Genomic DNA, 20,486 nt, shown 5'->3' with positions numbered 1-20,486 from the left:
AAAGAGGAACGACCTTTTGCAGTTATCGTTTTTACGACTGATCTTAGAAGAACAGGTAACGTGTATCCTTTACATTTCCTTTCAGATACAGGTCGTTCATCAGACGGCTTGCGAAGCGTGCATGCATGTTGGCCAGTGTAGCTTCTTCATCTTTAGCGTTGAAGGTATCGCTCAGTTTGTCTTTGCCATACATCTGCAGTACAAATACGCCTGCATTACCTTTGATCGGAGCACTCAGCTTGTTCATTTCGGCAACAGAAGCATAAGCACCTACCAACGGTTCGCTGCTACGCAATGCTGACACATAGGCAGGAGCGGCAAATGTAACCAACTTCAAAGAATCGCTTACTGCACCGGACATCGCTTTGTACTGGTCGAGAGAAGTCGCGTTAGCGGCTTTCATGTCAGCCATAATCTTTTCAGCTTTCTTATCTTTAACAATTTCAGCTCTCAACTGATCCTGTACAGCTTTCAAAGGACGATATCCTTCCGGAGTAACACCTACCAAAGCCACTGCAACCATGTGATCGCTTTCGCCACATTCGTACAAACCGGAAACATCACCCGGTTTAGCGGAGAATGCCCATCTTAATGCTTCTTTAGTGCCTCTTACACCACCGATCGTATGTTCTGAGCTATACAAGTCTTTTCTGTCCAACAGTCTGTATCCGGCTTCTTCAGCATTAGCGGCCATCTTTTCTGCAGTAGGATTAGCAGCGATGAACTGGCTGAAGTCATTGTAAGCACGGTTATATGTTTCTTTGCTGAACTCAACTTCACGTTTCACAACAGCTACTTTATATTTATCCTTCACGGCTTTCTTGTTAGTCACCTGGAGGATTACATTAGCCTGACCTAACGGCAGGTTCACTACTTCGTTCACACCTGTATTGTTGATAGCAGAGATAAACTTCAGGTTGTCACCATCGATCTGCGCTCCTTCATATTGTGCAGAGCTCATCCAGTTGCTTTCACCTGTCTGACCATATTTTTTAGCCAGATCCGCGAAGTTAGCACCTCCTTTGATAGCAGTATAGATACTGTCTGCCAAGGTTTTTGTCTTCAATGCATCTTCTGCAAATACCTGGATCTGACGGAACTCGATAGAGTCGGCAGCGGCAGTCTTGGCAACTACTTTGAATGAATTGATAGTATTGTCGGCACCATTATAGTAAGGACCATAAACTGAACCTATAGAAGCAGAATCCAGACGGGCAACTACATCAGCCGGGAAAGCTGTCTTGTTGTAGAACAAGTCTACATAAGGAGCCTCCGAACCTACAGAACGGATAAAAGAAGTATAATCGTCTGTTGTGTTAGCCAACTGTTCGGTAGCTTCGTCTACTTCCTTCTGGATAGCAGCTCTGTCTTCGGCACTTGCAGTCACCTGAACATCGATGTACTTGATATCACGGCTTTCCTGATATTGCTTGAACTGTTCTTTCTTCTTGTTATAAAGGTCTTTCAGTTCCGATTCTTTCACTACGATTGTAGAGTCTACTACAGAAGAATAAGGAACGGCAGCCATCAACAGGTCGTATTGATTCACCCTTGCATCGAAAGCATCCTGTGCTTCTACCGGATTGGAAAGAAGTGCTTTAGATACCAATGCCTGATATTTCTCAGCCAGACGGCTCTGAACCAATGTTTTCTGGATGAATGACCAGTATTTGTACATGTTGTTATACTGTTCGGCATACTGAGCAGGCATCTGAGATTCGCTCATCTTGGCATAATCTACCAGGAACTTATTCAGCATATCCTTATCGAAAGCACCGGTCTGCGGGTTGCGGAAAGGAGTCTGTTGCAACAAAGGATGCACGCCTGCTTTCAGGATATCCTGAATTTCAGCAGCAGAGACTGTCAATCCCAATGCTTTTGCTTCTTTCTCAACCAGTTTGTTATTTACGTAGGAACGCCATACTTCGTCGCGCACCTGATTGGTCTGTTCGTCGTTCAGTGCAGTCACTCCACGAGAGAGCTTTATCACCTCGGTATATTCTTCTACCAAATTCTGATACTCCTGAGCGGAAAGAGCATCTCCGTTCACCTCACCTACGTCATGTGCCTGGTGCGGTTGCATTACCTTCCACGCGTCACCCGCGATGAAAGCAAACAGCGCCAAACCGATAACAATCACCAATAGAGGTCCTTTCGACCTAATGTTTTGTAATGTTGCCATTTTGATTAATACGATTTATGTTTATTATTATTTCTTTCCATTGTCATTTTAGCGCACGAAGATACAAAAAATGCTAATATGCTTCTATTTATTAGCTAAAAATTTCACGGTTATCGCCATTATTCCATGACTTTTAAGCGTACAAGTTCTATTTTTGTCGCTGTCACCTTGATTATTTTAAACTCATAACGACCGACACGGACCAATTCATGTAGTTTCGGGAAACTCTGATATTGGCTCAGTATCAATCCGCCAACTGTCAGGTAGTCGTCCGATTCGGGCAGGTCAAGTCCGAACATTTCATTGACCTTTTCTATTTCCAGGCGGGCGGACAAAACATATTCATTTTCATCAATCTTCTTGCTGATATATGAAGTATTATCATGTTCATCTTCTATATCACCAAAAATCTCTTCTACCAAATCTTCCAATGATACAATGCCGGACGTACCACCAAACTCGTCTACCACTACCGCAATCGTCTTCTTTTGCAGCATGAACAGTTTCATCAGTTTGTGAGCGGACATTGTTTCGGGCACAATGGGCACATCTTTCACGTTATCGTGCCAATCTTTCGGAGCACGAAACATTTCCGACGAATGGATATAACCGACCACATTATCTATATTTCCGTCATACACAATAATCTTCGAGATGCCGGATTCTATAAAACGGTTCTTGAGCTCATCCAGTGAGGTTGTGAGATCAACAGCCACCACTTCGGTACGTGGAACGATACAGTCACGTATCTTTATGCTCGAAAAGTCGAGTGCATTCTGAAAGATCTTCACTTCCGTGTCCAGTTCTTCTTCATTTTCGGCATTATCGATGCTACTCTGTATAAAGTAGTCCAAATCGACTTTTCCGAAAGCGATATCCGAAGCTTCCTTGTTTACCTTCATTCCAAAAATACGAAGAAACAGGCAGGATACTCCGGAAGCGAACTTGGATATAGGATATAAGACGATATAACAGATAAAAAGCGGAATAGCGGCAACATTCAATACCAGATTGGGATTGATCTTAAACAATGTTTTAGGAAGGAACTCTCCAGTCACCAAAATAATCAGAGTGGAAATGACGGTCTGAGCCAGTACCATCAGAAAGTGGCTATCAATAAATCCGGCCAACAGATTATCGCCGATAATCTGTGCCATCAATATACCATAGATAACCAATGCTATATTGTTTCCTACCAGCATGGTAGAGATAAATTCGTTCGGGTGCTTGAAAAAAACAGAAAGGATACGGGATGTGACTCTTCCCTTACGTTCCATTTCAAAGCGTAACTTATCCACTGAGACAAACGCGATCTCCATTCCTGAGAAGAAAGCGGAGAAAGCCATCGTGATGAGTAAAGAGATATAAATATTCATAGTTTATTTCACAGAATCTTTTTTCGTAGAATCCGGTGGCAATGTTTTTACTTCCGGCTGAGCGGTTCCCTCGTTTTCGTCTACATAGAAAATACCTTCAATATTCTGAATGACATAAACGGTCATTTGTTGATTAGAGTCAAAGCCGTGTCCGGTAATCACCCGGTCCGGCTGCTGGATGCGTATAAACTTATCGGAATATACTTTCTGAGTAGATTCGTTCCAATAAAGTAACTCGGTATTAAAACGCTCCCCTTTCCGGTTTTGTATATCAACGTTTCCTATCAGTTTCCAGAGCTTCTGCTTATCATAATAATAAGCGGTATCTGCTTTAATGCTGGCCTCGATATTAAAGATAGAATCAAACTGTTCCAGATACACTCCTTTCTCGAACGCCCAATAAGAAGGTTTCTTGCGGTCGTATACCGTCCACTCTTCCGTGTTTACCCGGTAGCGTGTCACTCCCGAATCGGATATAAGGGTCGTTACTCCCAGTGTATTCATCACCGGCAATGAATCACGTTCAGTTATAGCGTCGCCCAGCGCATTCTTCTTGCCGCCGCAGGAAGAAAATGAAAGAAGCATAACAATTGCCCCGAAGGCAATTGTTATGCTTATGCTTTTATGCAACAAACGGTTACTTCGTTTTCGCAACATAAATTTTATCTAATCGTTGTAGACTCTCCGATCCAGCCACCGATAGTAATACGGTCGCCTGCTTTATAACCTAACATAAAGAGGTCTTTCGCCTGCGGAGTATGACCGGAATAAGTGCCAATCAATTTGTTTGCTTCTTCAGCTACACTTGGATCCACTGCTTTTGCACGTTGCAGCTTATCTATTACAGCAAAGTAAGTACATTTGTTCAATGCAGACTCATCACTCCAGTTAGGACTCATTGCATACAGGTTGGCAATCAGAATATAAGGAGCACCGTAGTTCTCGTTGAAACTAATTGCTTTCTGGCAATATGATCTGGCTTGAGACAACTTCTTGGCAGAAGCCAATACAGCTGCGGCAGCGTATGCCTTTTCAGCCTTCTTCACGTTGTCTGTTTCCAGTTGGATTGCTTCGTCAAAGAACTTCACTGCACCGTCAATATCACCTTTCTTGAATGCCTGATAAGCACATCCGGTAGCAGCTTCAGCAGTCGGCTCCATCTTATAAGCATAGAAAGATGCTTGCAGATAAGCTTCACTTTCCGTACATCTCATCATTTTCATGATATCGATTACTTTTTTCAGATAAGCCAAGTCTGTCTGGTTAGATTCTACTTTCGGACCATAGATACCTTGCAGTGATTCACAGTCAGCAGTACCACTATTCACAAACAAAGCAACGAGATTATCTTTTATACCCATCAGGTTTTTCTTCTTTGCTTCGCTAGTTTCCGCAGCAATAGCATCATCCGCATATTCTGAAGCGAGCAGATAATCCTGGATAAATTGTTCTTTATGATTAGGATCTGCTTTCAATTTGTCCAATGACATCTGAAGAAAATAGAACAAAGTAGCTCCAGCAGATTCACCTTTCACCGCATTTACAGACTGGCTCAACCATTGATAAGCCTGATTAGCATCCACTTTCGGAGCTAAAGCGATATAGTCTACAGCCTTAATTCCCAGTGCTTCGTCGGCAGAAGAAACCTTTGTTCCTTTTGAAAGGAATTCTTCTGTGTATTTCATACGCAGGTCGTGCGTATTCATTAATTCATCAAAATACTTCTTATATTCGGGACTATTTTTATCCTTAATCTGTGCCATCAGCCCTTTAAGGATTTTATATCCGTCAGTAAAAGTGTAGAAACGCAATGTCGGGCAATTATCCAACACAGCTTTCCAAGGAGTATACGCATCTTTAAAATTTCCTGCACGCACAGCCTCATGCGAGATACTACTGTTCGAATTACAGTTAGTCGCATCCTGTGCTACCACAGTGGTTGCTCCAGCCGAAAGGAACAACATAGCCACAAGCGTTTTAATTTTCATTGTATCTAAATTTTAGTTGTTTATATAATATCGTCTATTCTCTCTCACTTTATTATTCTACCCTACGTTTGAAGAACCAACGTTCGTTGAACGTAAGTCCGATACTCACACGGAAGATATTTTCATTCACCATGTTCGTCTCCAGTCCTTTCACACGAACAAACTGTCCGCTGATACTAAGAATGGAACGCGAACGGGGAACAGGCAGACCGAAACCGGCAGTTACACCATATTCACGTGAAGCCTTTTTCCCATCAATCTTATAATACGGAGTCGTATAATAAGCTCCTAAACGGTATTTTATGTGGGCGAAATAGGAACGTCCTATCAAATTAGGAATGTATTCCGCACCGACTGATATTTTTGTACGATCACAATAATCGAATGTTTCATTAAAGTCCTGACGCACATTTTCATCATTGGTTACTACTCCAAACTTTGTTTTTGACCACTGCTGCAAGCTGTAATCGGCACCGACTGTCAGACGTTTATCATAATTGTAGGTAAAGCCGATTCCAAAAGTATTGGGCAACTCTAACGTAGCATCCAAATTGTCCTGATATGAGGCCTGATTGCTAGTCTGTGCAGCCATTAGGACAGTTGATGAATAATCGTTATTCAACTTATGTTTAGGAGAATATACTGCACCAACCGTCAAAGAACTCTTTTTATTCAAAGCCTGTGTATATTGTGCACCCAAATCCAACTTATAGTCCGATATTGAAGCTACCATTGTCCGTTGATAAGAATAAGAGGAAGATTCTCCCGGATAGTACACTGCTCTTCCGCGGGTTAGATCTCCCCAAAAGTAAGAAGCATTCACACCAATAGACAAATTCTTAAGCACTTTTACACCAATACCTGCGTACATTTGATGCAAGCCACCATCTCCGGTAAAACTTCTGCTGGTAACCAAACCGTCATTCCCAGTCTGGCTATCCGACACACTATATCCGATATTAGAATATGGCAGCAATCCGACACTCATTCCCATCCACGGAGCTAACCGAAACTGCATAGCGAGATAATCGAAGCTGGCATTCTTGGCGTTCATCTTCACACCGCCATTACTAATATTCATATTCTGTAAACTGACACCTCCCTCGAACAGGAACGTCAATGAGTCAATGGCCGTATATGAAGCAGGATTCGTTGGATTGATCTGCGCCCCATCCCGGAGTCCGAAAGCAATTCCACCCATCGCCTTGCTATTTCCGAAACTTTGATCGGATAAGTCGCCATAGCCATATCGTGTGTAAGGAGAGTTTGTATTATTTTGAGCGATTGCCGTTCCGGTAACCATCATGAGCAATAGCGCCCAAATCGTGTGTTTAAATCCTACCATTATTATAGTTTAAAATTCTATTTAATCCTTTCAACACTAAAAATCTATCTGCAAAGATGACACTTTTTACGCTGCTATCAAAAGAAAAATCATCTCCGCCCGTTAAAAAAACCAAAAGTTCAGGATATTTATGCTTCATAGCCTCAATATAGCCTGAAATTTCATATTCCATCCCTTTCAGCACTCCGGCACGGATGGCCGTTTCCGTATCCTTTCCCATCGGGAGTTTCCGCCCGTTGGCATCTATCTGTGGCAAACGCCCGGTAAACTGATGAAGTGCCTTGAAGCGCATCTGCATGCCGGGAGAAATATTACCACCGTGATACTGCCCCTTCGAGTCGATAAACTCATAAGTGATGCAAGTGCCCGCATCAATGACCAATATATCATTATGGGGAAAACGCTCATTAGCCCCTACTACCGCTGCCATCCGGTCATACCCCAATGTATCGGGAGTTTCGTACAAATTGGCTACCGGCAACGGAGTCTGATGATTGAGCCATAACAAAGGGAACGGCAAAGCAGCCAGATCGGCCAGTATCCGTTCGCTCAAATCAATGACAGTAGCCACGATACCTTGTTCAACCGGGTATTTGGAACAAAGAGCTTTCAAGCAATCTAACGATTGATTGGAGTCGGTCACAACCTCCACCATCTCATTGCCATCAAAGAGAGCTACTTTTGCAGTCGTATTTCCTATGTCAATAATTAAATTCAATGTTCTCTTTTATCAATTGCGGGCGCAAAGGTAAAGTAAAAAAAGAAAAGTATCTGCATGTAGGATGAATTATCTGTTTATTTTCCTTTTGGCAACACAAAAAAAGTGAGTCGTCCGAACAATATTAATATAGATAATTATATTTATTAATAATATATGGGCGGGTGTATGGGCGGCATCATTTTTCAGAAGCCAATAATCCACTATCATACAACTAGTTACAAAGGCTGAAAATGGGGCGGTTGTATGGGCGGCTTTTCCTCGTGCTATCCACCAGAAAACAGAGCCTCCATTTCACCCAAACAGAGGCTCCATTTGCCCCGGTCAGAGCCTCTGTTCAGACAAAACGAAGGCTCTATTTTTCGAATCCAACTATTCTTCGTATATTCGCTGCCAAAATAAAACAAGTCCTTTCATGAAACGGCCTAATTTATATATACTTTTACTTTTTTTCCTGTTGCTCCTGCCCTTTGGACAAACAACTGCCAACGGTAACGACTCTATCCGACTCAGTCTGCTGACTTGCGCCCCCGGAGAAGAAATATACTCCCTGTTCGGTCATACTGCCATCCGCTACGAAGATCCAGCCAACGGAATCGACGCCGTATTCAACTACGGGTTATTCAGTTTCAACACCCCGAATTTCATATTCCGTTTTTCATTAGGCGAGACAGACTACCAGCTCGGAGCCACCGATTACGCCCACTTTGCCGCCGAATATGCTTTTGACGGGCGCAGTGTCTGGCAACAAACACTCAACCTGAGCAAGGAAGAAAAAGCAGAACTGATCCGATTGCTACAAGAAAATTACCGCCCCGAAAACCGGATATACCGTTATAACTTCTTCTACGACAACTGTGCTACCCGACCGCGCGATAAGATAGAGGAAAGCATCATCGGAAAGGTGATTTATCCGTCTGAGCCCCAAGACGGCTCACGCTCCTTCCGGGACATCGTGCATCAATATTGCAAAGAGCACCCGTGGGCCCGCTTCGGCATCGACCTCTGCATCGGAAGCGAAGCAGACCGGCCTATCACGCAGCGTCAAATGATGTTTGCCCCCTTTTATCTGATGGATGCTTTCGCAGGTGCCCAGATTGCCAATGACTCCATTCAGCGTCCGCTCGTATCCGATAAAGCACTGATCGTAGACGCTGTCTCCGATGAAGAAGAAGGCGGCTGGATGCCCACCCCACTGCAATGCTCTCTCCTTCTTTTCATACTTACCGCAGCGGCAACCATTTACAGTCTCCGCAAAAGAACGGGACTGTGGGGAGTCGATCTGGTGTTGTTCGGCACCGCAGGCATCGTAGGTTGTGTGCTGGCTTTTCTGGCACTGTTCTCCGAACACCCCGCTGTCAGTTCCAATTTCCTGTTACTGGTCTTCCATCCGGGACAGCTTCTTTTTCTTCCATACATCATTTATTGTGTCCGAAAAGGGAAGAAATGCTGGTATCTGACATTGAATTTGATCGTTTTAACACTTTTTATAGTGCTTTTTCCACTAATTCCGCAAAGATTTGACTTTGCTGTTGTACCTTTGGCACTCTGTTTGCTGATACGTTCAGCGAGCAATTTGATTTTGACCTCTAAAAAGAAATAATGAAAGGACTACTCACTTCCCTGATTACCGTATTGACCTTCACCGGGCTACAAGCTCAGTCGTTGCCTACTGCCCCTAAACTTGTGGTAGGGCTCACGATTGACCAACTGCGTACGGACTATCTGGAAGCCTTCTCGTCACTCTACGGCGAAAGAGGCTTCAAACGGCTCTGGAAAGAGGGAAGAGTATTCCACAATGCAGAATATACATTCAGCGGCGTAGACCGTGCCTCTGCCATGGCAGCCATCTACAGCGGATCGACCCCTTCCGTCAATGGAATTATCTCGAACCGATGGATGGACGTCTCCACCCTGCGCACTGTCAACAGTACGGACGACCCGGCCTTCATGGGATATTATACCGATCAGACCTGTGCCCCGACGAAATTATTAACCTCTACCATTGCCGACGAGCTGAAAATAGCGACACAAGGCAAAGGTCTCGTATACGCCATCGCCCCTTACTGCGACGCAGCCATCTTCGCTGCCGGACATGCAGGAAACGGAGCATTCTGGATCAACCCCACAACCGGCAAATGGAGCGGAACGACCTATTATGGCGAATTCCCCTGGTGGGCAAGCCAATATAACGACCGCCAAGCCATCGACTCCCGCATCTCCAGTGTCACATGGGAACCTGTTTTTCCACGTGGCATGTACACTTTTCTGCCAGATTGGCGGGATGTGGTATTCAAATATAAATTTGATGACGACCGTAACAATAAGTTCCGCCGCTTCATCACCAGCCCATTCGTCAACGATGAAGTAAACGCCCTCGCCGAAGAAGCAATCGGAAAAGGTTCGGTCGGCATGGATGACATTACTGACTTATTAGCACTTACTTACTATGCCGGCAACTATGCACACAAGTCCGTACAAGAGTGCGCCATGGAAATTCAGGATACGTATGTACGCCTCGACCGCAGCATTGCCAACCTGCTTGACCTGCTCGACAAGAAAGTAGGCCTGCAAAATGTACTTATTTTTGTCACTTCCACCGGATATACGGACAGCGAATCAACCGATTCGGGATTGTACAAAATACCGACCGGAGAGTTCCATCTCAACCGCTGCACCGCATTGCTGAACATGTTTCTGATGGCTACTTACGGAGAAGGGAAATATGTAGAAGCCTATCATGACCAGCAAATATACCTGAACCATAAACTACTGGAACAAAAGCAACTGAACCTGACAGAAGTGCAGGAAAAGTCCGCCGACTTCCTGATGCAGTTCAGTGGAGTAAACGAGGCATATTCCGCCTATCGGCTTCTCCTGGGTTCATGGACTCCGGAAATATACAGAATACGTAACGGCTATCACCGCAAACGTTCCGGCGACCTCGTAATCGATGTATTGCCGGGATGGACCATTGTCAGCGAAAACGGCAATGAAAACAAGGTGGTACGCCACTCCTATATCCCCGCACCGCTGATCTTCATGGGACATTCCGTGAAACCGGCCATTATTCAGACCCCTGTAACCATTGACCATATTGCGCCTACACTGGCTCATTTCATGCGCATCCGGGCTCCCAATGCCTCTTCTTCTGCCCCTATTACCGATCTTCGGTAAAAGATTCCTCACAAAAACCATGCGCAAAACATAAATAAATCAGCATTTTAATGTAACTTTGCGCGGATTTTATAATCACTCTGCACAGCTTGGCAACAGGTTTATGCCGTTCCTCTTTCCCGGAAAGTGAAAAAAATGCCGTGCAGACAATCAAGAAATAATAATAAACTAAATAATATAACATGGGATTTAATGAAATTTTAAGCTCGATTTTCGGAAACAAATCCACGCGAGACATGAAAGAAATCAAGCCCTGGGTAGAAAAGATCAAAGCTGCCTATCCGGAGATTGAAGCACTGGACAACGACGCCCTCCGTGCCAAAACGGAAGAACTCAAAAAATATATCTATGAGTCGGCGGCTAACGAACGCGCAAAAGTGGAAGAACTCAAAGCGAGCGTTGAAAACACAGAACTGGAAGACCGCGAAGACATCTTTGCACAAATAGATAAGATAGAGAAAGAAATTCTCGAAAAATACGAGAAAGCACTGGACGAAGTGTTGCCCGTAGCTTTCTCTATCGTCAAGGCAACTGCCAAACGATTTGCAGAAAACGAAGAAATCGTAGTAACTGCGACTGAATTCGACCGCCATCTGGCTGCTACAAAAGATTTTGTACGTATCGAAGGCGATAAAGCCATCTACCAGAATCACTGGATAGCGGGTGGTAACGATATGACATGGAACATGGTTCATTACGATGTACAGCTGTTCGGTGGTGTCGTTCTGCACAAAGGTAAGATTGCGGAAATGGCAACAGGTGAAGGTAAAACACTGGTAGCTACCCTCCCGGTATTCCTGAACGCATTGACCGGAAACGGCGTGCATGTGGTAACCGTGAACGATTACCTCGCCAAACGTGACTCCGAATGGATGGGCCCGCTTTATATGTTCCACGGCCTCAGCGTAGATTGTATCGACCGCCATCAGCCGAACTCCGATGCTCGTCGACAGGCATATCTGGCTGATATCACATTCGGTACAAACAATGAATTTGGTTTCGACTACCTGCGTGACAACATGGCAATCAGCCCGAAAGACCTTGTACAACGCCCACACAACTATGCCATCGTCGATGAGGTTGACTCCGTATTGATTGACGACGCCCGTACTCCGTTGATTATTTCCGGTCCGGTACCGAAAGGTGACGACCAACTGTTCGAACAACTTCGCCCGCTGGTAGAACGCTTGGTGGAAGCTCAAAAAGTGCTTGCTACCAAATACCTGTCCGAAGCAAAACGCCTGATCGCCTCCAACGACAAGAAGGAAGTGGAAGAAGGATTCCTTGCTCTTTATCGTAGCCACAAGTGTCTGCCGAAGAACAAGGCATTGATCAAGTTCCTCAGTGAACAAGGTATCAAAGCCGGTATGCTGAAGACCGAAGAGATCTACATGGAGCAGAACAACAAGCGTATGCACGAAGTGACTGAGCCGTTGTACTTCGTCATCGAAGAAAAACTGAACAGTGTAGACCTGACAGATAAAGGTATCGACCTGATCACCGGTAACTCTGAAGACCCGACGCTGTTTGTTCTTCCGGATATTGCCGCACAACTTTCCGAACTGGAAAATCAAAATCTGACCAACGAACAACTGTTGGAAAAGAAAGATGAGCTGCTGACCAACTACGCTATCAAATCGGAACGCGTACATACCATCAACCAGTTGCTGAAGGCTTACACGATGTTCGAAAAAGATGACGAATACGTTGTTATCGACGGACAGGTGAAAATTGTAGACGAACAGACCGGACGTATCATGGAAGGTCGCCGCTACTCCGACGGATTGCACCAGGCAATCGAAGCAAAAGAACGTGTGAAAGTAGAAGCTGCCACACAGACTTTCGCCACGATCACTTTGCAGAACTACTTCCGTATGTATCACAAGCTGTCCGGTATGACCGGTACTGCCGAAACGGAAGCAGGCGAACTCTGGGACATCTACAAGCTGGATGTAGTCGTTATCCCGACTAACCGCCCGATCGCACGTAAAGATATGAACGACCGCGTGTACAAGACCAAACGCGAAAAGTATAAAGCCGTTATCGAAGAAATCGAAAAACTGGTACAGGCAGGACGTCCGGTACTGGTGGGTACGACTTCGGTAGAAATCTCCGAAATGCTGAGCAAAATGCTTACCATGCGTAAGATCGAGCACAGCGTATTGAATGCGAAGCTGCACCAGAAAGAAGCTGAGATCGTAGCAAAAGCCGGTTTCAGTTGCGCAGTAACTATCGCTACCAACATGGCAGGTCGTGGTACCGACATCAAGCTGAGCCCGGAAGTAAAAGCCGCGGGCGGTTTGGCCATTATCGGTACGGAACGTCACGAATCCCGTCGTGTAGACCGCCAGTTGCGTGGTCGTGCAGGACGTCAGGGTGACCCCGGTTCTTCTGTATTCTTCGTGTCACTGGAAGATGACCTGATGCGTCTGTTCTCTTCCGACCGTATTGCCAGCGTAATGGACAAACTCGGTTTCCAGGAAGGCGAAATGATCGAGCACAAGATGATCTCCAACTCTATCGAACGTGCACAGAAGAAGGTGGAAGAAAACAACTTCGGTATCCGTAAACGTCTGTTGGAATACGATGACGTGATGAACAAGCAACGTACCGTTGTTTACACCAAGCGTCGCCACGCTCTGATGGGCGAACGTATCGGTATGGATATCGTAAATATGATCTGGGACCGTTGCGCGAATGCAATCGAGAATAACGACTACGAAGGTTGTCAGATGGAACTGCTCCAGACATTGGCTATGGAAACTCCGTTCACTGAAGAAGAATTCCGCAATGAAAAGAAGGATACTCTGGCAGAAAAGACATTCAACATTGCCATGGAGAACTTCAAACGCAAAACGGAACGTCTGGCACAAATCGCTAATCCGGTCATCAAGCAAGTATACGAAAACCAGGGACATATGTACGAAAACATTCTGATTCCTATCACAGACGGAAAACGGATGTACAATATCTCTTGTAATCTGAAAGCTGCTTACGAGTCCGAATCAAAAGAAGTGGTGAAATCGTTCGAGAAATCAATCCTGCTGCACGTTATCGACGAAGCATGGAAAGAAAACCTGCGTGAACTCGATGAGTTGAAACACTCTGTACAGAACGCAAGCTACGAACAGAAAGACCCGCTGTTGATCTACAAGCTGGAATCCGTAACGTTGTTTGACGCTATGGTGAACAAGATCAACAACCAGACTATCTCTATTCTGATGCGTGGACAGATCCCTGTACAGGAAGCTCCGGCAGACGAGCAACAGGCCCCACGCCGTGTAGAAGTACGTCAGGCAGCTCCCGAGCAGCGTCAGGATATGAGCAAGTATCGTGAGCAGAAGCAAGATCTGAGCGATCCGAACCAACAGGCTGCTGCCAGTCAGGATACTCGCGAGCAACAAAGACGCGAACCGATCCGTGCGGAAAAGACAGTAGGACGTAATGATCCTTGTCCATGCGGAAGCGGTAAGAAGTATAAAAACTGCCACGGACAGAATGCTTGACAGCAGTCCGGTGTAAGATTATAATCTAAAAGAAAGCCTCAAACGGTTAAAAACTGTTTGAGGCTTTCTTTTATTCATTCAAAATACTACTTTTGCTTAAACTACTAAAGATATCAAGACTATGGCAAAATTCTATTCACTGGCATTGGTTTCTCTGCTATTGTTAGCGCTCGGCAGCTGTCAGAGCCTGGAGCAGATTTCTATTGACTACATGCAGCCCGGAGACATGACTTTTCCTTCTCAGCTCCGCAAAGTGGCTATCGTGAATAACACCAGCACCGAACCGGATAACAAGCTGATCACACAAACCGAAAAGCCTAAGGAAAATGTCCCCGAAATCAGTCATGCCACAGCCTATGCGAATGGCAATGTTAAGATTGCGGCCGAATCACTGGCTGAAGAAATCGCTCATCAGAACTATTTCGATGTAGTGGTGATCTGTGATTCCGCCTTACGGGCTAATGATAAGTTTCCACGCGAAAGTACGTTGAGTCAGGAGGAAGTCCAACAGCTGGCATCAGACTTGGGAGTGGACTGTATCATCGCCATGGAGAACCTGCAATTCAAAGCGACTAAAACGGTGCGTTACATCCGTGATTTTAACTGCTATCTGGGTACAGTGGATGTAAAAGCCTACCCGACGGTCAAAGTATATCTGCCTTCACGCAGCAAACCGATGACTACGCTGCATCCGACCGACAGTATCTTCTGGGAAGAATACGGAGAAACGGTAACAGAAACATTTGCACACATGATTCCGGACGCGCAGATGTTGCGGGAAGCTTCTGAATTTGCAGGAACTATTCCCGTCAAACAACTGCTGCCTCTCTGGAAGACGAGCAAACGATACCTGTACACGGGCGGTTCGGTACAGATGCGTGACGCAGCCATCTTTGTACGCGAAAACTCATGGGACAGAGCCTACGAGCTCTGGAAACAGGTGTACGACGGAACCAAGAAGGACAAAAAAAAGATGAAAGCCGCACTTAACATCGCAGTATATTACGAGATGAAGGACAGCCTCGCACAGGCAGAAGAATGGGCAGTCAAAGCACAGCAACTTGCTCAAAAAGTAGACAAGAAAAACATTGCCGAAAATGCTACGTATGCTACCATTGATGATGTGCCGAATTACTATATGACAACCCTTTATGCAAACGAATTGAAGGAGCGTAACAGCCAATTACCCAAGCTAAAAATGCAAATGGAACGATTTAATGATGATTTTTAAGGAAATCATGCATTGATTATTATTTTTTTTATACCTTTGAGGTAACAAAAAGGAAGAAGCTATGAAACTGAGCCAACAATCTCTATCTACCATCGAATCGGCTATCCAAAAGGCAGTCGGCAAATATGTATGTGGCTGCGACCAGACAGCCGTAACCGATATTCATTTACAACCGGACCAAACATCGGGACAACTCACTATTTTTAACGACGATGATGAGGAACTGGCAAATGTGATGATTGAAGAGTGGGCGACTTACGATGGGGATGATTTCATGGAGAATGTGGAGCCAAGCCTGAAAAGTATCCTATGCCGAATGAAAGAGGCGGGCGACTTTGAAAAAATAACGATACTGAAACCATATTCATTCGTATTGGTAGATGAAGACAAGGAAACTGTTGCCGAATTGTTGTTGGTAGATGATGATACGATACTGGTGGATGATGAATTACTGAAAGGGCTGGACAAAGAGTTGGATGAGTTTCTAAAGAATTTGCTGGAGAAATAAATAATCATAACCATATAAGAATAATCGGAAGTAAACAGGCAATCCCTTTTACTTCCGATTATTTATTTAAAGTTATATGTAAGAGCTCTACAGGAGGCGGCTCATTCAACTGCTGACCGATACACGGTCTTTGCCGTCTCAATCACAGATGGTCCGTTCTTGCCGGATACATCGACAGTTTTACTTTTCTCCGCCCATGCTTTCTCCATGCCATAGAAGTGGATCGGTTCTGCCGTAGATTTATCGAGTTTACCGTCCAGTTCCTGCTGTTTCTGTTCAAAGAAGGTATTCCAACGTTGATAGTACAAGTCTTTCAAAAGACCACTCCATTCCCGATGGGAATAATCATGCAGACCTCCTTGATTGGCAGCTATACTGTCACCCCAAACGGTGATCAGTGCAGAAGCATTCCATTCATAAAGTTTCTTTTCTTCTTCTGTAGTTCCCAAGGAACGGGCAGCAGATAACCATGAAGATACAGAGAACTCTTTTCGGGTGGACAGTAAACTGTCTTGAGATAATATCAATCCTAAAAATTGTTGTGTCTGCTTTCTGAAGCTATCCTTGTCTTTCCGGTCATAACTTTGGGAGATTTCTTCAAGCAATACATTCGCCTTATCTGCCAGACTCTGACGTACGATGTCCACCAGATCATATTCAAAGTTATTATTTCCTTTATACCGATCTGCGACAGAAAGTAGTAGCTGAGCTGCTTTCGCTGTTGAGTCAGGTGAATAGAATAACTTGGCATATCCCCAGGTTGATGTTCTGTCCAAATGAAATCCCGGACGGGCACATAACAGAGATTCGACTGTACCTTCTCCCTGATAATTCTTCGGAGCATTATAAACAGTATGCTCCAACGCACGCCACGCTTCTGTTACTTCCGGCGACAAATCATCTCCATAACGCGCCTTCAGATATCCTTGCAACCATATGTCCGGTGAGAATCGTTCTTCCCGCCAGGGAAGCTCATACAGCAATTCAAACATCATCGGATTGTTCTCTATTCCTTCCGGGGTAGCTCCTACCCCCCGCAATGTTTTCCCGTTGATATGTGCACAGGCGTTATAATATCCATTCACCAACTGCTCCATCCGTCCGTGCAGACCGACATTACCGCCAAAGTTAAGCAGCATACAATAAAGCCAGTCATGTTTTCCAAAGCCTTTCTCCCGATACCACATCGACTCCGGATCACCCCATTGCGGTAGCTTTTCACTATACAAATCCAGTACCAGCAAATCACCGGAATCGAGCGTGTTGACCATCGCTTCCCGCGGATTCGCCTGCCATGCCTGCATCACCCACACAGCCTCCGGATTCGCTTTCTTCATAGCACCCATAATAGAAGTTCCCGCCTTTGCCAAGTCTACTCCTTCCGTATTTCCTCCTTCATGAAAGGGGTCCATACTGTAATACTTTGCTTTTCCGTACAGTTTCTCCAACTCCTCATAATACATGGCAGCAAATGAATCGAAATGTTCATCTTCCGTAGAAAGAAAAGCCGGACGAGGGAAACCGCACCATTTACCGGGATCGGCAATCTGATATCCCAGTTTCTCTCCGATATTACGGGGGACCATTCCTGCATATCCGGGGAATACCGGTTCAATGCCCAGCTCCCTCATTCGGGCAATGATCTTCTTTTGCAGTGCTTCCTGTTGCCGATACCAACTGTCGGGATTCGGGCCGCCCCATCCTTCCAGATTATTCATCTGCCACCATGCCATAAAGGCAGGACCGGAAATAAACTCATTGACCTCCTCCGTCGTATATCCGATACGCTTCAGCAAATTATACCAGACAACCTCCATCCCTGTTATACTCAAAGGCATATTGATGCCGTGCATCGCCATCCAGTCTATTTCTTTCTCCCAGCGTTCCCAGTCCCAGAAAGCCATGGAGTAGGAATAGGTACAGTAATTCAGGTAATATCGATTCTTCATAGCCGTTGTCTGTCGGATTTTCTTTTGAGGCAGAGGCAGTACTTCCGGCAATTTCTGCGAGGGATTATTCCACGAAAGATGAATACCTGCCACATATTTCAGGTACCAATTCAAGCCTGTAGCCAGTGAGAGATCAGAGTTCCCGGTTATCAGTACTTTGTCATCCTTGGAGTCTATCTCAAAGTAGTCCTTTGCCGGATCGGCTTCATCAATAACCAACCGGAAAAGGATTTGATCTTTCGACGTATTCTCCGTCACACGTGCTGCCAATGAATCGATTGGAGCAGACGTAGATCGGCAACTTGTATACATAACAACAGAACCAAATAATAAAAGTAATAGAAGACGCATGTTCATAGTCATTATTTTTTTAAGGGTCATCAAATGTGTTTGAGCATTTGAACCCCTAAATATATTTCAAATTTCCGATTACTGAAAATAAAATATAGTTCTTTTATACTGATACACATAAAATAACCTCCAATATATGAAAAGTCGGAAAGATATAGCATTGGCTCTAATAAAGAAAGAAGATGTGGCAAACAGTTATTTGCACATCTTCTTTCAATTTGTGTTTCAGTTAATTATTACTCCCATCCCGGATTATTGGGGGCCAGTTCTGGGTTTAATGCGATTTCATTAGTAGGCACCTGATACAGATAATACTTATCTAACCAACCTTTACCTGCTACCAAAGGATCATTATACATATAGATAAAACCTTCTTTCTTTCCTGTTGTATCGGCGTATCCTTTTTCAAGATCAACAAACTGTCCGGAATCGCCAATCTGCTCTTTAGTAGCCCATTGACCATACTGTATCTTATTGATAAACCAAGGTGCTTTTTTCCAACGGCGCACATCGTAGAATCCAAATCCTTCGCCCATCAATTCTACTATGCGCTCGCGACGAATCTCCCACAATACAGGGTCTACGGTCTGGTCGCGCTTCGGATCAAATCCGGCATTTATCTCGGCCACTTTCATATGGGCAACTCCCACCCGATCGCGTAACTTATTGATAGTAAGATCAGCAACAGTCTGATTGAAGCCTTCGGCACCTGTACCACCTTTTTCAAATTTAGCCTCGGCATAATTCAACATCACTTCATCAATCTTGAACAAAGGTACATCTGAGGTCCCTTCATTCTCTTTCGAATTGTCCCATACATTATAGTATCTGTACACATAGTTACCGCTACGGGCTACGAGGAAACCTTGTCCGCCATTGTTGGTGAAGAAGTGAGGCATTCCTTTCAATATAGCAGCAGACCAGTTCATCAATGGGAACACTTTATGTTTACCGGCTTCCCCATTTCCGCCCCCGAAACCTGTGTAACGGGTAATGCCCATGATATCCATAAACTCACGGTCCTTGGGATCAGAAGTATACTCCCAACTGGTATTATCGGCACTTGGGATCACCTTATAAGGGGGAGCTACAGTCTCCAGCAGACGAAGGTCACGATTGCGGAAAGTAGCATTCATACTATTATCCCCGTCCTGCGACCATTCATATTCCGAGCTGTTATGAATCGTTTTACCATCTTTACAAAGATACATGTCGATGATGTGTTGCGGCATTTCCACATTATGGGTGGATGTCCGTTCAACATGCGTCAGTACATAATTTGTCAGTTCTTTTTCTACATATTCCTTATACAGAATGATGCCTTTCATTCCTTTCAGGTCAGATGTCAGCATCTCTCCCCAATCACTGTTCAGTTCGGGATAAGAATCCATCAGTTTCTTGGAATAAGTGATACAAGCATCAAAGTACTTATCTTCGTCCCCCAAAGCATGATATTTACGCCATGTACCTTCAAAAAGGCAGAAACGGGAAAGAAGAGCACGGACAACATGCACATTGATCGTATTTTCACCGTCACCTTCTTCTTTTATATGCTCTTCAGCGTATATCAAATCGTTCAATACATGATCGGCAACTTCTTTGCGAGGTGTACGGGGACCATATGCTATTTCCTTATCCGAATCACCCAGTACACGATCTACCCAAGGCACATCACCAAAACGAGCTATCAGTTCCGAATAATAATAGGCACGGAAAAAATATCCCACCGAACGCCAATGCGCCTTGTCCGCATCCGTCATCCCTGAGTTATCGATATTTGCCAACATGACATTGACCCGATAGACGAAACTGAATGCCCATCCATTGCCCGATGACGAACTGGATACATTCTGAAAAGCATACGGATTACCGTCACCCTGACGACGCATCAGATAACCTGCATAAATATCGCTTGTATAGGATGTGGCACTGGCATAGGCTCCGTTTGTTCCGGGAATACGCAGGATATTAGTATTTGTAAATACTCCATATAATCCCCAGGCATAGGTCTTGAAAGTATTATAATTACTGAACACTGTCTGCTCCGTCAACGAAGTATCCGGATAGCGTTCCATAAAACTATCGTTGCATGAAGTAAACCCGATAGCTGCTGCCGCAAGCATAGTATATATTATTTTTTTCATAACCAATTATA

General features: G+C 44.7%; 13 protein-coding genes. 5 read left to right on the top strand and 8 right to left on the bottom strand.

The window, feature by feature from the left end; all coding sequences use genetic code 11:
• Nucleotides 1-43: 43 nt before the first annotated feature.
• The 6 genes from BLW31_RS13525 to BLW31_RS13500 form a co-directional block, all read right to left on the bottom strand.
• Entirely contained in the window at nt 44-2,182 is a 2,139-nt protein-coding gene (locus BLW31_RS13525) for a peptidylprolyl isomerase (RefSeq protein WP_010536964.1), read from the bottom strand.
• A gap of 119 nt (nt 2,183-2,301) precedes the next feature.
• On the bottom strand, nt 2,302-3,558 hold the full coding sequence (locus tag BLW31_RS13520) for a hemolysin family protein (protein WP_010536963.1): 1,257 nt from the start codon (nt 3,556-3,558) through the stop codon (nt 2,302-2,304).
• A 3-nt stretch (nt 3,559-3,561) separates the two neighbouring features.
• Entirely contained in the window at nt 3,562-4,215 is a 654-nt protein-coding gene (gene lptC, locus BLW31_RS13515) for an LPS export ABC transporter periplasmic protein LptC (protein WP_010536962.1), read from the bottom strand.
• 5 nt (nt 4,216-4,220) lie between these two features.
• Nucleotides 4,221-5,546, bottom strand: coding sequence for a hypothetical protein (locus BLW31_RS13510; protein WP_010536961.1), 1,326 nt, complete (start codon nt 5,544-5,546; stop codon nt 4,221-4,223).
• A 52-nt stretch (nt 5,547-5,598) separates the two neighbouring features.
• The gene (gene bamG, locus BLW31_RS13505; protein ID WP_010536960.1) at nt 5,599-6,891 is read right to left on the bottom strand and encodes a BamG family beta-barrel-assembly machinery protein; all 1,293 of its coding nucleotides are present in this window, start codon (nt 6,889-6,891) and stop codon (nt 5,599-5,601) included.
• Complete coding sequence (locus BLW31_RS13500) at nt 6,878-7,609, bottom strand: type III pantothenate kinase (RefSeq protein WP_010536959.1); 732 nt, start codon at nt 7,607-7,609, stop codon at nt 6,878-6,880. The genes bamG and BLW31_RS13500 overlap by 14 nt, the downstream gene beginning before the upstream one ends.
• Before the next feature lie 415 nt (nt 7,610-8,024).
• Here BLW31_RS13500 and lnb point away from each other — a divergent pair, with 415 nt between their 5' ends.
• The 5 genes from lnb (at nt 8,025) to BLW31_RS13475 (ending at nt 16,031) form a co-directional block, all read left to right on the top strand.
• A complete protein-coding gene (lnb, locus tag BLW31_RS13495) occupies nt 8,025-9,212 on the top strand; it encodes a lipoprotein N-acyltransferase Lnb (protein WP_010536958.1) in 1,188 nt (395 codons plus the stop codon).
• Nucleotides 9,212-10,786, top strand: coding sequence for an alkaline phosphatase family protein (locus BLW31_RS13490; RefSeq protein WP_010536957.1), 1,575 nt, complete (start codon nt 9,212-9,214; stop codon nt 10,784-10,786). Before lnb ends, BLW31_RS13490 begins: the two co-directional genes overlap by 1 nt.
• Nucleotides 10,787-10,968: 182 nt before the next feature.
• Nucleotides 10,969-14,292: a preprotein translocase subunit SecA gene (gene secA, locus BLW31_RS13485; protein ID WP_010536956.1), complete on the top strand. Its 3,324-nt coding sequence runs from the start codon at nt 10,969-10,971 to the stop codon at nt 14,290-14,292.
• Between the two features lie 121 nt (nt 14,293-14,413).
• Entirely contained in the window at nt 14,414-15,523 is a 1,110-nt protein-coding gene (locus BLW31_RS13480) for a DUF6340 family protein (protein ID WP_010536955.1), read from the top strand.
• 61 nt (nt 15,524-15,584) lie between these two features.
• A complete protein-coding gene (locus BLW31_RS13475) occupies nt 15,585-16,031 on the top strand; it encodes a hypothetical protein (RefSeq protein ID WP_010536954.1) in 447 nt (148 codons plus the stop codon).
• 101 nt (nt 16,032-16,132) lie between these two features.
• Here the strand turns inward: BLW31_RS13475 and BLW31_RS13470 are convergent, their stop codons facing one another.
• Both BLW31_RS13470 and BLW31_RS13465 read right to left on the bottom strand, forming a co-directional pair.
• A complete protein-coding gene (locus tag BLW31_RS13470) occupies nt 16,133-18,337 on the bottom strand; it encodes an alpha-N-acetylglucosaminidase (protein WP_029425362.1) in 2,205 nt (734 codons plus the stop codon).
• Nucleotides 18,338-18,567: 230 nt separating this feature from the next.
• Entirely contained in the window at nt 18,568-20,475 is a 1,908-nt protein-coding gene (locus BLW31_RS13465; protein ID WP_032836788.1) for a RagB/SusD family nutrient uptake outer membrane protein, read from the bottom strand.
• Nucleotides 20,476-20,486 lie beyond the last annotated feature (11 nt).

This window comes from Bacteroides faecis MAJ27, from assembly GCF_900106755.1.
Classification (GTDB): domain Bacteria; phylum Bacteroidota; class Bacteroidia; order Bacteroidales; family Bacteroidaceae; genus Bacteroides; species Bacteroides faecis.
Note: the sequence above shows the minus strand (reverse complement) of the source record. Positions and strands in the feature narration are given on the sequence as shown.

Coding starts and splice junctions, on each gene's coding strand:
- BLW31_RS13525 (WP_010536964.1), bottom strand. CDS start 2,182: ATGGCAACATTACAAAACATTAGGTCGAAAGGACCTCTATTGGTGATT.
- BLW31_RS13520 (WP_010536963.1), bottom strand. CDS start 3,558: ATGAATATTTATATCTCTTTACTCATCACGATGGCTTTCTCCGCTTTC.
- lptC (WP_010536962.1), bottom strand. CDS start 4,215: ATGTTGCGAAAACGAAGTAACCGTTTGTTGCATAAAAGCATAAGCATA.
- BLW31_RS13510 (WP_010536961.1), bottom strand. CDS start 5,546: ATGAAAATTAAAACGCTTGTGGCTATGTTGTTCCTTTCGGCTGGAGCA.
- bamG (WP_010536960.1), bottom strand. CDS start 6,891: ATGGTAGGATTTAAACACACGATTTGGGCGCTATTGCTCATGATGGTT.
- lnb (WP_010536958.1), top strand. CDS start 8,025: ATGAAACGGCCTAATTTATATATACTTTTACTTTTTTTCCTGTTGCTC.
- BLW31_RS13490 (WP_010536957.1), top strand. CDS start 9,212: ATGAAAGGACTACTCACTTCCCTGATTACCGTATTGACCTTCACCGGG.
- secA (WP_010536956.1), top strand. CDS start 10,969: ATGGGATTTAATGAAATTTTAAGCTCGATTTTCGGAAACAAATCCACG.
- BLW31_RS13480 (WP_010536955.1), top strand. CDS start 14,414: ATGGCAAAATTCTATTCACTGGCATTGGTTTCTCTGCTATTGTTAGCG.
- BLW31_RS13475 (WP_010536954.1), top strand. CDS start 15,585: ATGAAACTGAGCCAACAATCTCTATCTACCATCGAATCGGCTATCCAA.
- BLW31_RS13470 (WP_029425362.1), bottom strand. CDS start 18,337: ATGAACATGCGTCTTCTATTACTTTTATTATTTGGTTCTGTTGTTATG.
- BLW31_RS13465 (WP_032836788.1), bottom strand. CDS start 20,475: ATGAAAAAAATAATATATACTATGCTTGCGGCAGCAGCTATCGGGTTT.